At 57.8% G+C, this 12209-nt stretch carries 14 protein-coding genes and 1 pseudogene; 7 read left to right on the top strand and 8 right to left on the bottom strand.

What is annotated here, in order from left to right; all coding sequences use genetic code 11:
* Positions 1 to 79 precede the first annotated feature (79 nt).
* The 4 genes from cysT (at position 80) to AU511_RS17265 (ending at position 4420) form a co-directional block, all read left to right on the top strand.
* Positions 80 to 892, top strand: coding sequence for a sulfate ABC transporter permease subunit CysT (gene cysT, locus AU511_RS11615; protein ID WP_094109779.1), 813 nt, complete (start codon positions 80 to 82; stop codon positions 890 to 892).
* 9 nt (positions 893 to 901) lie between these two features.
* On the top strand, positions 902 to 1783 hold the full coding sequence (gene cysW / locus AU511_RS11610; protein WP_100059672.1) for a sulfate ABC transporter permease subunit CysW: 882 nt from the start codon (positions 902 to 904) through the stop codon (positions 1781 to 1783).
* Entirely contained in the window at positions 1773 to 2765 is a 993-nt protein-coding gene (locus AU511_RS11605) for a sulfate/molybdate ABC transporter ATP-binding protein (protein WP_094109778.1), read from the top strand. Before cysW ends, AU511_RS11605 begins: the two co-directional genes overlap by 11 nt.
* A gap of 1457 nt (positions 2766 to 4222) precedes the next feature.
* Positions 4223 to 4420 (top strand): hypothetical protein, encoded by a 198-nt coding sequence (locus AU511_RS17265; RefSeq protein ID WP_139829370.1) that lies wholly within the window; start codon positions 4223 to 4225, stop codon positions 4418 to 4420.
* Between the two features lie 86 nt (positions 4421 to 4506).
* On the opposite strand, the gene AU511_RS11590 is transcribed toward AU511_RS17265, so the two are convergent.
* The 7 genes and pseudogenes from AU511_RS11590 to AU511_RS11560 all read right to left on the bottom strand — a co-directional run bounded on the left by AU511_RS11590 (position 4507) and on the right by AU511_RS11560 (position 9640).
* On the bottom strand, positions 4507 to 4899 hold the full coding sequence (locus AU511_RS11590) for a Mor transcription activator family protein (RefSeq protein ID WP_094102221.1): 393 nt from the start codon (positions 4897 to 4899) through the stop codon (positions 4507 to 4509).
* Between the two features lie 96 nt (positions 4900 to 4995).
* Positions 4996 to 5286 (bottom strand): hypothetical protein, encoded by a 291-nt coding sequence (locus AU511_RS11585; RefSeq protein WP_094109775.1) that lies wholly within the window; start codon positions 5284 to 5286, stop codon positions 4996 to 4998.
* 2 nt (positions 5287 to 5288) lie between these two features.
* Positions 5289 to 6191: pseudogene (locus AU511_RS11580) on the bottom strand (ExeA family protein); the annotation flags it as partial.
* A gap of 198 nt (positions 6192 to 6389) precedes the next feature.
* Positions 6390 to 8150, bottom strand: coding sequence for a DDE-type integrase/transposase/recombinase (locus AU511_RS11575; RefSeq protein ID WP_094109773.1), 1761 nt, complete (start codon positions 8148 to 8150; stop codon positions 6390 to 6392).
* A 9-nt stretch (positions 8151 to 8159) separates the two neighbouring features.
* Positions 8160 to 9074 carry a DUF3102 domain-containing protein gene (locus AU511_RS11570; RefSeq protein ID WP_094109772.1) on the bottom strand — a complete coding sequence of 305 codons (915 nt, stop codon included), beginning with the start codon at positions 9072 to 9074 and terminating at the stop codon, positions 8160 to 8162.
* 17 nt (positions 9075 to 9091) lie between these two features.
* Positions 9092 to 9397, bottom strand: coding sequence for a helix-turn-helix domain-containing protein (locus AU511_RS11565; protein WP_074728924.1), 306 nt, complete (start codon positions 9395 to 9397; stop codon positions 9092 to 9094).
* Between the two features lie 54 nt (positions 9398 to 9451).
* Complete coding sequence (locus AU511_RS11560; protein WP_026741174.1) at positions 9452 to 9640, bottom strand: DNA-binding protein; 189 nt, start codon at positions 9638 to 9640, stop codon at positions 9452 to 9454.
* Between the two features lie 86 nt (positions 9641 to 9726).
* Here AU511_RS11560 and AU511_RS11555 point away from each other — a divergent pair, with 86 nt between their 5' ends.
* On the top strand, positions 9727 to 10149 hold the full coding sequence (locus AU511_RS11555) for a helix-turn-helix domain-containing protein (protein ID WP_167372028.1): 423 nt from the start codon (positions 9727 to 9729) through the stop codon (positions 10147 to 10149).
* A gap of 18 nt (positions 10150 to 10167) precedes the next feature.
* Entirely contained in the window at positions 10168 to 10698 is a 531-nt protein-coding gene (locus tag AU511_RS11550; RefSeq protein ID WP_094102226.1) for a hypothetical protein, read from the top strand.
* Positions 10699 to 11157: 459 nt separating this feature from the next.
* On the opposite strand, the gene AU511_RS11545 is transcribed toward AU511_RS11550, so the two are convergent.
* Positions 11158 to 11454, bottom strand: coding sequence for a hypothetical protein (locus AU511_RS11545; RefSeq protein WP_094109771.1), 297 nt, complete (start codon positions 11452 to 11454; stop codon positions 11158 to 11160).
* Position 11455: 1 nt separating this feature from the next.
* Here AU511_RS11545 and AU511_RS11540 point away from each other — a divergent pair, with 1 nt between their 5' ends.
* Complete coding sequence (locus AU511_RS11540) at positions 11456 to 11686, top strand: hypothetical protein (protein WP_094109769.1); 231 nt, start codon at positions 11456 to 11458, stop codon at positions 11684 to 11686.
* Positions 11687 to 12209 lie beyond the last annotated feature (523 nt).

Here is a 12209-nt window from a genome sequence, read left to right as displayed (position 1 = left end):
CCGCCTCGGCGTGGGGCGGTTTTGTCACGCAGGGACGCGGGAGACCGTTGTGGTCTGGTAGATAAAAGAAAGGCTTGTTATGTCGCGACGTGCTTCGCCGGTAATGCCCGGTTTTGGATTGACGTTAGGTTTTAGCCTCACCTATCTGGGGCTGATTGTTTTAATCCCTCTGGCGGCAATGTTCCTTTACGCCAGCCAACTCACACTGACCCAGTTTTGGGATCTGATCACCAGCCGGCAGGTGTTGTCCTCTGTGCGGCTCTCGTTTTCCACGGCGCTATCTGCCGCCTTTATCAACGGTATTATTGGCACGCTGTTGGCGTGGGTGCTGGTGCGCTATCACTTCCCCGGACGCAAAATTATCGATGCCATGATCGATATGCCGTTTGCGTTGCCCACAGCCGTGGCGGGTATCGCGCTGACGTCGCTCTATGCGCCCACCGGGCTGGTGGGCAGTCTGTTTCCCTTCAAGATCGCCTATAGCCCGTTGGGGATAACGCTGGCGCTGATTTTTGTCACGCTACCGTTCGTCGTGCGAACGGTACAGCCGGTGCTGGCGGACATTCCGAAGGAAGTGGAGGAGGCGGCGTCTTGTCTTGGCGCCGGGCCGCTACAAATATTCCGTCACGTGCTGGTGCCCGCTATTCTGCCGGCCTGGTTGACCGGCTTCGCGCTGGCTTTCGCTCGCGGTGTGGGAGAGTACGGTTCCGTGGTGTTCATCGCCGGCAATATCCCGTTCAAAACAGAGATCATGCCGCTGCTGATAGTCTCCAAGCTGGACCAGTACGATTACAAAGGGGCGACGGGTATCGGCGTATTCATGCTGGTGCTGTCATTCATTATGCTGTTGCTGATTAACTTGTTGCAGCGCCGAATCCAACCGAATCGCTAGGGGATGATGATGGATAACACAGTCTCCGTGTCGGATAAGACACGCTCTATTTTCCGGCGGCCTGCGACTTATTACACCTTGGTCGCGCTTGCCTGGGGGGTCTTCGTGCTGGTGTTGGTGTTGCCGCTGGTCATGGTAGTGACGCAGGGGCTACACAATGGCGTGGGCGCCTTCTGGAATGCGATTTCCGAGCCTGACGCCGTGTCGGCACTCAAGCTGACGCTGTTTGCCACCGTAATTTCCGTGCCGTTGAATATGATTTTCGGTCTGGCCACGGCATGGTGCGTGACCAAGTTCGAGTTTCGCGGTAAGACGCTGTTGCTGGCCTTGATCGACTTGCCGTTCTCGGTCTCCCCGGTGGTGACCGGCTTGGTTTATGTGCTGCTGTTCGGGGCGCAGAGCAAACTTTATCCGTTCTTGATGGAGCATGATCTGCAGGTGGTCTATGCGGTGCCCGGCATCGTGTTGGCGACAATCTTCGTGACGTTGCCGTATGTGGCGCGCGAGCTGATTCCTCTGATGGAGCAACAGGGATCGCAGGAAGAAGAAGCTGCGCGTCTGTTGGGCGCGAATGGCTGGCAGATGTTCTGGAACATCACGTTGCCTAACGTGAAATGGGCGCTGATTTATGGCGTGGTGCTCTGTACGGCGCGCGCGATGGGCGAGTTTGGCGCGGTTTCCGTGGTATCGGGACATATCCGTGGTATGACTAACACGCTGCCGCTGCACATCGAAATTCTTTATAACGAATACAACATTGTTGCGGCATTTAGCGTGGCGATTCTGCTGCTGGTGATGTCGTTGGTGATACTGCTGCTGCGCCAGTGGAGCGAGGCACGTTTGACAAAACAGTTAGAGCAACAACAGGAGCTGGCCAAAAATGAGCATTGAAGTCCATAACGTTAACAAGCAATTTGGCCAGTTTAGGGCGCTGGATAACATCAATCTGTCCATTCAAAGCGGTGAGCTGGTGGCGCTGTTGGGGCCGTCGGGCTGCGGTAAGACGACCCTTCTGCGGATTATCGCCGGACTGGAGCAGCCGGACAGCGGCAATATTGTGTTCCATGGCGAGGATGTTTCGGTACACGACGTACGCGATCGCAATGTGGGCTTCGTCTTCCAGCACTACGCACTGTTCCGCCACATGACGGTCTTTGACAACGTTGCTTTTGGCTTGCGGATGAAGCCGAAAGCGATTCGCCCGTCCAAACGCGACATTGAAACCAAAGTGCATGAGTTGCTGAACATGGTGCAATTGGACTGGTTGGCGGATCGTTATCCGGAGCAGCTATCCGGCGGTCAGCGCCAACGTATTGCGCTTGCCCGAGCGCTAATTGTCGAGCCGCGCATCCTCCTGCTGGATGAACCTTTCGGAGCGCTGGATGCGAAAGTGCGTAAGGAGCTGCGTCGCTGGTTGTCTCGCCTACACGAGAATATCAACTTGACGTCGGTGTTCGTTACTCACGATCAGGAAGAGGCGATGGAAGTAGCCGATCGCATCGTGCTGATGAATAAAGGCGTGATTGAGCAAATTGGGACGCCGCACGAGGTCTACAACCATCCCGCCAGCGAGTTTGTGTACCATTTCCTCGGCGACAGCAACCGCCTGACGTTGTCTGAATCCGACAAATCTATCTTGTTTCGTCCGCATGAGGTGGTGTTGTCGAAAGATCCGCAGCCGGACTACCAGCCCGTTGCCGTCAAAGACATCCGCCCGTTGGGGGCGTTAACGCGCTTAACATTGCAGATTGAGGGGAATTCGGAGCTGATTGAAGCTGAAGTGGCGCACGACGACACCACGCTCGCCGGACTACATCGGGGCGACATCATTCAATTCAAACCCAAAACCTATAACCATGATTGGGAAATTTAACCTCATTTGAATGACCCGGCATCGGTAAACAAAGCTGGGTCATGTTATTTCACCGTTGCAGTTTAACAGTAATAACCAAGTAAATTATTACCCTCCTATCAAATTAAGCGATTTATCAATAAGCGTACTCCCTCGCTAATATTCTTCATCGCGGATTTTTTGCTCTAAAGATATTTTTTATCTTTAATGAGCATCGAAAATAACGTCTCAGTAACGTCCGTTTTCTGTCCAGCGCAGTATTTATTTTCTGCATGATATTTATGGATATATCCTATTGATCCCCACCAATATAATCCCCGGCCAAAAATAGAGATAATGAGATTCGAGAATGTGAGGGCAGGAATGGGAAACTCGGGTGGATGAAACAATTTTTTGCTATGTGAAAAAAGAAATGAATTTGAATAATTATCCGCACGAAAAGGAAAGATGAATTTTTTATTATTCTTGATTGCTGATTAATAATACAGATAAACGAGGAAGACTTGCGCGTCTATTTCCTCTTTCCTTTACTAACTATTTCGTTAGTAATTTGTCTGTTTTTTGATAAAAGCGCGTTGCCTGTTTATTTTTTTGCGTTTTTTATTTTTCGGTTGACGGGTTATTCAGCGTTGCCGGGTGCACTGGTCCTATCAGTAATTTTATTTTTTGTTCGCTTAGCGCCGGAGCAGGTTTAGTGGAAATAGAGGATAGCCATAAAGGCCGTGCGATCGAAGTGGGTGACCTTTATTCAGCGAATGGCCGCGAAGCGGCGCGTCGTAATATACGGGAAATAGAGATTCTCGACGAATTGCAACAGATCAGAGGACCGTGGAGTCCATTCTTTAACGGCCAATCCTACGCGGCAATCCGACTGTGAGAAAACGGCAACTGTCGTCATTTTTTGAGCACGCTTTTCAGCGCCTCCGCGGCGGCTCATCGGCGTGATCTTTCGGGTATCATCCTTCCATTGCCGGGGCGCTAAGGCCTTTTGGAAACCCGCCGCCGGTAAGCTCATCAATCGGTGATGTTTCCGCCTCATCGCTTCACGTTTTATCGATCTGAACTCTTCGCATGTTCGTCCTTCTGGCCTTTGACACGACCGCCCCTCGGCCCGGGAGCTTTACCCTGGATCGCCTGCGTCTTTGCAGGCGGAGGCGCGTTCCTTCTGTTTTATTTTTCTCTCTTGAATTGAGCCTGATGGGCCGAGCCAGCGCTGTCGGGCCGGCTTAGGCGTGTCGCCTGCGTGGAGAAACGTGAGGGCGCAGCCCGTAAGCGTGACCGGAAGCATGGCCTTAATCGCGTAACCGAGGGCATAAGCGCGGCCGCCTTTCGTACGGAACGAGCAGGTTTTATGCTGACGCTGCGCGGCGGTGCCTCGTCTGGTACCGACGTTTGACCTTCGGTGCCGCCACGCGCTCAGCATACTTGCTTTGATGATCCCCCCGGCGGCGGCCCCGCCAGCCAGAATGTCGTCTGTGATGTCCTCACCGTCGGCGAGTCTCGCGGGCGCTTTCAGAGCAGATGCGGCGGCGGGCGGCGTTATCAACCTGCCTATCCTGTCCCCCGGCCCTGTCCCCACGGTGGGTGGGATTGGCGGCCGTATTGAAGTAACGGCGTTGCGGCATTGGAGAGCGTATCGGCGTCGTAAATCTGCGAACGTGGTGAGTGAGCCGTGAGGCGGTTTTGAGCGGATTCAGGCGAGGCGTCTTGATGGGGTAAACCCCGCCCGGACCGGCGGGGAGGCGCGGTCCGGGCGGGGCGATCAGTCGTCGTCGGGACCGCTGTCGCGGGCGGCGGCGCCTTCGAACAGCGAGCCTTGTATGCGTGCCTGCTCCTCTTTGCGAACGCGTTTGACGACGCTGTAGATCCACTGTAGCGATACGCCGTATTTGCGGGCCAGATCGTGGTGATTTTTGCCGTTAAAATCGCTGAAGATCTCCTGGTCGCGTTGGCTGACTCTCCACGCCATCCCCATCGGGAAGTAGACGTTTTGTCCCCCCCAGACCTGCATCATCCGGCTGGCGACGGCTTCGCCTATCTGGTCGGCGGTGCGGGTGTCGATGTCGACGGCCTCATGCAAAATGTTGGCGGTGTGCTGAGCAAGCTCGACCAGCAGCTCCGGGCCTTTACTGCGAAAACTGTTGCTATTTGTCATGATGTATTCCTCTTCTTGATGTCAAAAATCATTGATTTCACTGCGATTTCCCCGTTAACGGAGCGATGGCGACCGGTGTGCAAGCCGGTCGGTGCCTTAGGGGCGGGCGTCCTCCATGTCGTCCGACGCCGCGGCGGCGTCATTCAGCGGCGTGACGGTCGCCTCCGCCACCCGCACGCCCTGGTCTTCCAGCAGCATGACCAACTGGTCGTTGGCGGACTCGATCAGGTCCGGCAGCCCGGCGCCGAGCAGTTGAGTCATCAGCAGCGTCACCTGCTCTTCGTGGTCCTCCAGCTCCGCCGTGACGGCGCAAGACAGGTCCACCGCGCTTAATCCGCGCGCCGCTTTTTCTTTTTTATGGGTAATGTTGATGATGATTTTGGCCATGATTAGAGTCCTTTGATGACGTCTGAATTGATGAGGGGGATGCCGATGCTGGCCGCCAGATTCATGGCGGCGATCATCAGGTTGCCGATAGCTAAGGGGTAAAGCAGGCTGACCGTCTGGCGGCCGCCCGTGTGAAAGCTGAGGCGAGCGCGGAGAGCGTCCAGCGCGCCGTCGTCGAGCACCTCGTCGAGCGCTTTGCCGACGCGGCCCAGTTTGAAGCTGAGGAAATCCGCCAGCGCCCCGTCCAGCGGCCGCAGTTCGACCACTTCGCAGCGCTGCACCACTTCACGTACCTCGGGGTTGCGCTCGCTGAGCTTCGACGCCAGTTCCGGCTGCCCGATCAGCACGATGGACAGCAGTTTTTTGAAGCCGCTTTCCAGCTCGAAAAAGCGCTTGAGATGCTTGAGCGTGGGGATTGGCAGGCTGTGCGCTTCTTCGATGATCAGCACATGGCTGTAGCCGCTGCGGCTGCTGTCGCGCAGCAATCGGTGCATCTGGCGGAAGCGAGCGTCCTGAGTCCGTTTGATGCGTTCGAGCGGCGCCAATGCGCTGATCACCGCCTCGGCGATGCCCGCCGCCTTCAGCGTTTTGCCTTTGACGTCGTTGTCTTCCATCGCCAGCGTGTAGGGTTCAATGACGACGACCGGGGCGCGCTCGCGCGCCAGACGGTCGATCAGGTCGCGGCGCAGCGTGGACTTGCCGGCGCCGGACTCGCCGATCACCGCCAGAAAGCCGCCGTAGCACGCGGTCTGGTGCAGCGCTTCCCGCACATAACGAATGTCGGGCGTGACGAACACGTCCTCGGGGCCTTGCAGCGCGTCTTCCGCAAACGGGTCGCGGAACAGGCCGAACGCTTTGCGGGTTTCGGGGTGCAACACCTGTTTTTTCAATAACATCCTTGCCTCCATAACGCGGGGGGAACCGGTCCTGACGGCGCGCCGTCGGGGCGTTGTGCGGTCTCGCGTGGTTTCTGCGACGTGCTGTCACGCCGAAAAAAGGTTGAGCGTTCCCAAGGCGGCGCGATGTCGCGTCGCTCTGGGTCGGCGGGGAGGGCCGCTTAGCGAGTCGGCCCGGTCAGGTTGCGGCGCGGTTGCGCCGAGGGATCAAGGCCCGTTGACGATGCGGACAGGCGGGGCCAGCAGCTCGCCGGCCAGCGGCTCCAGCGCCTCGATGGGCACGCCGTCGGGATAGCGGTTGGCCAGCTGGCGATAGTGCGCCGAGGTCCAGTCCTGCCCGTGGGTCAGGAAACGCTCGCGCAGCAGGCGGGCGGCCTCGACGTGGCTTAACGGGCGCTGTTCGATGCGCGGCTCGCGGACCGGCGAGGGCTGGCCGCGTCGCGGCAGGTAGCTCGGCAATTCGGCGTCGTCGATCTGCTTATACGGGTCGAGCCGTCCGCCGAATGGCAGAGCGTGGCGACGGCGGGCGTCGGCGGCATCCGTGGCGCTCTCCGTTCCGGTGATGCGCCGCTCCAGCTCGGCTTTGGCCGTCTGCGCGGGCGTGGCGGCCTGCGCGCGGAAACGTTCGCCGATGACGGGCGCGGAGGCCGCGAAGCCGTAGGCGTCTTTCTCGACTTCCTCGATCTGCCAGTAGTGCTCGTAGCCGTCCTCGCCCATCATCACCACCTGCGCGCAGCCGGAGCGCCACGGGTTGCGGGTGATGCGCAGCGTCTGGCCGACCATGACGTCCGGCACCGATGACACGTCGTACTCCACGCCGCGGAACGAGACGCGCAGTTTCGGCGTCACTTTGCGGGTCTCCGGCGTGGAGACCGCCAGTTCGCGGCAGACGTCGCGCGACGGCGCTTTCACCAGCTCGCTGTCGCGGATGTTCAGCCACGCGGCGGTGCGCGTCAGCCCGGTGCGGCTGTGGACGGCGGTGGCGTTGAAGTGGCTGCGCCATTTGGCGGCCAGCGCGTTCAGCGCTTCCAGACTGTGGATCGGCTGGAACTTCAGGCCGGGTTCCAGCTTGCGTTCGATGATGTCGCGCGCCTTTTCCACCTGACCGGTGGCGCGGGCCGAGTGCGCCTTGTGGGCGATCAGCTCGATGCCGAGCGACTGGCACAGGTTGCGGGTCATGCTCGCGGTGTTGGCGGAACCGGGATCGAGGTAAAGGATGCGCGGTACGCCGTGCAGGACGTCGGCGCCGCCGCGCGCCTGCATCGCGTTGATCAGCACCGAGCACAGGTTCTCGCCGGACTCCGCGCCCATCACGTATTCCACGTAGATCCAGCCGGTGGCGTGGTCGGTGATTTCGTAGCTCCACACGCGGTCGCTGGCGATGCGCGCCAGGTTGGCGGGCTTGTTTTTGTAGAAGCGCGCGCTGTCCATCACCTGTAACCCTTTGCGGCCGTTGCTGAGGTAGTAAAGCGTGCAGAGCGACGCGTCGATTTCCCAGACGTGATTGGGATGACGGCTCGCCAGTTCCGTGACCGGCGCGGGGGCGCTCAGCTGGTCCGGGTGCAGGCCGTAGTTGCGCAGCGCGCGGCTCAGCGTGGAGGCGGACAGCGGGATGCATTCGCCGGTGGCCGGGTCCATCCGGCTGGCGTCGATCAGGCCGTTGGCGCGCAGCGTGTCGGCCGCGTCGGCGATTGTATAGAGGCGTTTGCCGTTTTTACGCGTGGCTTCCATCAGCGTGGCGGCCAGCAGCGCGGCTTCGTCGCGGGTCAGGGCGCTGTGGCCGGCGTCGCTGCGCTGCTTGCGAGGGCGGCGGGGCATCGCCACGGTCTTCAGCTTGCGCAGCAGGGTGCCGCGGGACATCCCCAGTTCGGCGCACGCGGCGTCGTAGATCTGGCCTCGTTGGCCGTGTCCGGCTTCGCGCGCGGCGCGGGCGACAGCGACCAGTTTTTCCGTCAGGGCGGCGTTCATCATCACTCCTCAGACCGTCTCGGTGTGGGGCAGGTGAGGTTCGGGGGCGTCGAGCCAGGCCGGTTTCAGGCTGGCGTTCGGCGTCTCGTCCAGGAAGAAGCGCTCGCGCAGCTGGTGGATGGCGCGCTCCAGCTGGCACAGCAAGCCGTTCATGAATTCGGTCGGCGGCGACTGCAAGGCGTCGTTGCTGTTGAGCAGCTCGCTGAAACCGGCCTGCAGTTTGCCGAGCAGATGCGCTTCGGCGTCGAAGGCGATGGCGCTGACTTCGGCCCGCAGTTGGGCGCTCTGCGGGTCCGGTTCGGGTGTGTCGATGCGGGACTTTTTCTCCAGCCGGGTGGCCAGCTCGTCGATTTTGCTGTTTTTGTCCGCCAGCACCCGCTGCTGAGCGGCGCTGTTCTCGCGGGATTCGCGCAGGGCCGCCTTCAGTTCGCGGCTGGTCATGCGGTCGATCTCGTCGAGCGTCGCGCCCGCCACCGTGCCGCCTTCCGCCAACTGGTCCAGATCGTCGTCGTCCATCACCATCAGTTCATACAGTTTGGTTTTGCCCAAAACGCGCAGCGATGAGCGCTTTGGCTGCGAGCCGTCGCCGTAGCCCAGAAACTTGACGCTGGCCTGCATCATGCGGCGCGCCACCTGCGGCGCCAGCCCCAGTTCGTTCTCGACGATGGTCGTAAAGGTGCCGTGCGGCTCGTTTTCTTTGAGGATCACCAATCGCTTACCGGCTTCCAGCATCGCTTCCGCGCTCTGCGCCATGTAAAAGCGGGCTTCGTGAACGATGCGGTCGCGCTCGTAGGGCAGGCCTTCGCCGTATTGCTGCATGATGCGCGTCTGGTGCTGCGACAGCGCGTTGAGGTTCTCATCCAGATCGCGGGCCAACGCGGCATCCGCAACTAATTCAAGCGGTGGGTTTTTTATTCTTGCCATGTGTGTGAGTCCTTCTACTACCGGCTGCCGGCCAGCAAGCGCTGGTTCATTTCATTGATGCGGTCTTGTGCGAGTGCGATTTCGTTGGCATGAGCCTGAGCGATTTGCAGGGTCTGCATGCTCAGTGCGAAACGTCCGTTGTCCAACCGTTGCGCCAATCCTTCTTCAATCAAGGTATGCAGCGCGCGATGGATGTTGGCGGGCGACTCATCCAGCGCCGCCGCGAGTTCACCGTTCGCGACGCCGCCTAAGGTATGGCCGCGCAATGCCTTGAGAACGCGCAGAATACGAACGCCTGCGCTGGATACGTTTGCCTTGCTCATGCCACATTCTCCTTTTTTTAATATGTGATAATCTGTTACGAAGGTTGATAACCATCAAACGGGTTGAGGCGTTTTTAGGCCAAGCTTCACGGCAATTTCATGGCCTTTTCCGTATTTCGCTTTCGTGAGTCCGTTCAATACGCGGTAGACGTCTGAGGGGCGGTAGCCGTTTTCCTCGGCCCAGCGGTTGAAGGTCCAACCGTTTTGCCGGAACAGCTGTTTGACCTGCTCGGGGGTTTTCATCGAGATGGCTCCTTTTTCTACGAAGAAAGTGTTTATTTGTTCAATAGATTTTGTGAACTTTAGTTCTCATTGTCAATGGGGTTTTTGTGAACTTTGATTCTCTTTGTGCTCAGCGTCTGAAATCTGAGCGAAGTCGGCTAGCGTTAAAACAGGGCGAAGCCGCGGCCAGATGCGGCGTTTCTCGTGAAATGTGGAGCAAATATGAGCGTGGCGTTGCGGTGCCAGGAGGGGATGTCTTCGCGGCGTTTGCACAGTCGGGCGCCAACGTGCAATTCATTTTGACCGGCGAGCAGGGCGCGTCTTCGGAGACGCGTGCTGGCGCATTGGATGCGGAGCTGCTCGCAAAAATTGTCCTAAAGTTAGAAATGCTGGCTAAACAAGCGGGACGACGCTGGACGTCAGCGGAACTCGTATTACAATCAGCAAAAATATATAACTTCCTAATTAAAGAACCTGCTATCGATAATGATAGGATTGATAGCGTGCTGAAGTTGGTTATAAATCGTTGATAATATAAAGGACTAATCATGGACAGAAGAGATAATGAATTACAGGAGCTTGCAGATCAGGTCGCGGGCAGTTTAAAAATGCTTCCCCAAGAGAACCTGGATCGACAAATAACAATAAGCGTCGGGGGGGATAATCCCGGCTCCATACATGTCGGGTCCGTCGTGAATATCAATCCCGCACCGGTGAGACCCCCTGAGTTGCACGAGATGGATGATCGAACTTTACTGAATATGAAAAAAGCCTTGATATCAAACCTTAATGAATCCTCGCGCCGCTGTTATTTCAATATCCCGTGCATCCTCTTATTCGGTTTGATTACTGGCGCGTTTATTTTTGTTCTGTGGAATATTTTTCTTATACTCCACCAAAAACCCACCTTGTTAGATTTAGACGAAAAGAAACTGATTATTTATGCCAGCTGGGTATGTTTGGTGATGCTCGCAGGTAAAAATCTGGAGAAGATCCGAAAAATCGAATCCCGGATAGCGACGGAAAACCAGACTATTATCGATACTATCGATGTCATCTTGTTTCGCCGAGGCCGGTAAGTGAAACACCTGACGCCTTGCGGAGTCCCCTGAAGCCCTATCGCGCGGTGGAAATGGTTTTATTCCTGATTTCCGTGCCGAGCACAGATATTCATCATCTTTGCCGAAGCCATTTAATGGCGCCGTAACGTATTCACTGTGCGGCAATGTGCGAAAATAGGTCGGCGTGGCCGGACCATAAAATAAGCGAAGGCGATAAAAAGACTCTGGATAGTCAATATCAACAATAACCGCAGGCTGATGTATTTATTGAATTCATTGTTACTTCCCTGGAATAGATCAATAAAGTTCCGCATGGGGGCGTGGGCGGCAACAGCACCCTCCCGGGCGGAACCCGGCCCTTCTTATGATGTCATTTCTCATGTTATTCGAACACGGACCGCCACCCGATAACGTCGCTGCGCGCGGACGGAAGAGCGATGTCATCATGATGCTTCGCCGCTCGCCGCATAATCCGCCTTAGCGTCCATGCTGGTATTCGTGGTTCCGCGAGGTTACACGGACGACGGCTGCGAGCGATTCCAGCCAGCCGTCGTCTTGCTCCTCTTTGGCGGATGGCTGTACCCGACGCAGATGCGTCGGCAGATCGCTGCGCTCGACACGGGCGCGGCGGTGGCGCTTGCGGGCCTTTCTGGCGGCGCGAAATCGCTTCCTAAACGAACGCTCAATCTCACCCCTCTTCTTGATTTTCGCTGTGGCCAATCGTGCTAGCGTGTCGCTCTTTCCACGTAAATGCATCTGATGTACTGGAGTCATGATGATGCCCCTACGAGCTGTTTTGACGGTACTGCTCACCGCGAATCTGATGGCGTGCGCGCCCTATCACTATGACGCGGAGCGGAACAAAGGCCCCATCAATCCCGTGGGGCATCCGGTATATACCCGGGATAAAAACGGCAATATGACCCAAAGCCGACGTATGGAGCGTATTAGCCAACAGGAGTGTCGCGAGTACGGCTCGAATTGCGGAAACCATTTCGGTTGGTAGCGATGTGCCCGTCAGGCAAGCGCTGCCCAACCTGAACCCGGCGGGCAGGGGGGAAGTGTCGGTACTGGGTCTCGGCGATGCCGCCGATATCTTCAAGCGCAGTGCCGTTTATCCGCCAGTCCTCAGGCGTGCGCTTGCTGAATCCCCGACACCTTGAACGCCTGAACGCCTGAACGCCCGACGCGTCAGCGAGTGCGCGACGCCCCAAGGGGATTATTTCCGGCAGAGCGTTATCCCGCATGCTCCAGTGCTGCCGGAAGGCATGTCCGACGAAGGGACGGCGACCCGCGTGGACGTCACCGCCGAGGTAAAAACAGACCATCCCGGACAAAAACGGCGTGGCGGATTTTCATGGGTGCGTCCAGACTCGACAGGGGGTAAAACGGCCGGTGTCGCGAGTGTCGCCTTTTGGCGGCGGGCCGATGAAGCTGATGTCGCGAGTGTCGCCTTTTGGCGGCCGGCCGATGAAGCCGGTGTCGCGAGTGTCGCTTTTAGGAGGCGAGCCGGTGAAGTTGGTGTCGCC

It is taken from the genome of Lonsdalea iberica (assembly GCF_002111585.1).
Lineage (GTDB): Bacteria > Pseudomonadota > Gammaproteobacteria > Enterobacterales > Enterobacteriaceae > Lonsdalea > Lonsdalea iberica.
The sequence above is the reverse complement of the archived record's forward strand: the minus strand, read 5'-3'. Positions and strand labels throughout refer to the sequence as shown.

Coding starts and splice junctions, on each gene's coding strand:
- AU511_RS11570 (WP_094109772.1), bottom strand. CDS start 9,074: ATGGCAAGAATAAAAAACCCACCGCTTGAATTAGTTGCGGATGCCGCG.
- AU511_RS11590 (WP_094102221.1), bottom strand. CDS start 4,899: ATGACAAATAGCAACAGTTTTCGCAGTAAAGGCCCGGAGCTGCTGGTC.
- AU511_RS11545 (WP_094109771.1), bottom strand. CDS start 11,454: ATGACTCCAGTACATCAGATGCATTTACGTGGAAAGAGCGACACGCTA.
- AU511_RS11585 (WP_094109775.1), bottom strand. CDS start 5,286: ATGGCCAAAATCATCATCAACATTACCCATAAAAAAGAAAAAGCGGCG.
- AU511_RS17265 (WP_139829370.1), top strand. CDS start 4,223: ATGTCCTCACCGTCGGCGAGTCTCGCGGGCGCTTTCAGAGCAGATGCG.
- AU511_RS11550 (WP_094102226.1), top strand. CDS start 10,168: ATGGACAGAAGAGATAATGAATTACAGGAGCTTGCAGATCAGGTCGCG.
- AU511_RS11575 (WP_094109773.1), bottom strand. CDS start 8,150: ATGAACGCCGCCCTGACGGAAAAACTGGTCGCTGTCGCCCGCGCCGCG.
- cysW (WP_100059672.1), top strand. CDS start 902: ATGGATAACACAGTCTCCGTGTCGGATAAGACACGCTCTATTTTCCGG.
- cysT (WP_094109779.1), top strand. CDS start 80: ATGTCGCGACGTGCTTCGCCGGTAATGCCCGGTTTTGGATTGACGTTA.
- AU511_RS11560 (WP_026741174.1), bottom strand. CDS start 9,640: ATGAAAACCCCCGAGCAGGTCAAACAGCTGTTCCGGCAAAACGGTTGG.
- AU511_RS11605 (WP_094109778.1), top strand. CDS start 1,773: ATGAGCATTGAAGTCCATAACGTTAACAAGCAATTTGGCCAGTTTAGG.
- AU511_RS11540 (WP_094109769.1), top strand. CDS start 11,456: ATGATGCCCCTACGAGCTGTTTTGACGGTACTGCTCACCGCGAATCTG.
- AU511_RS11565 (WP_074728924.1), bottom strand. CDS start 9,397: ATGAGCAAGGCAAACGTATCCAGCGCAGGCGTTCGTATTCTGCGCGTT.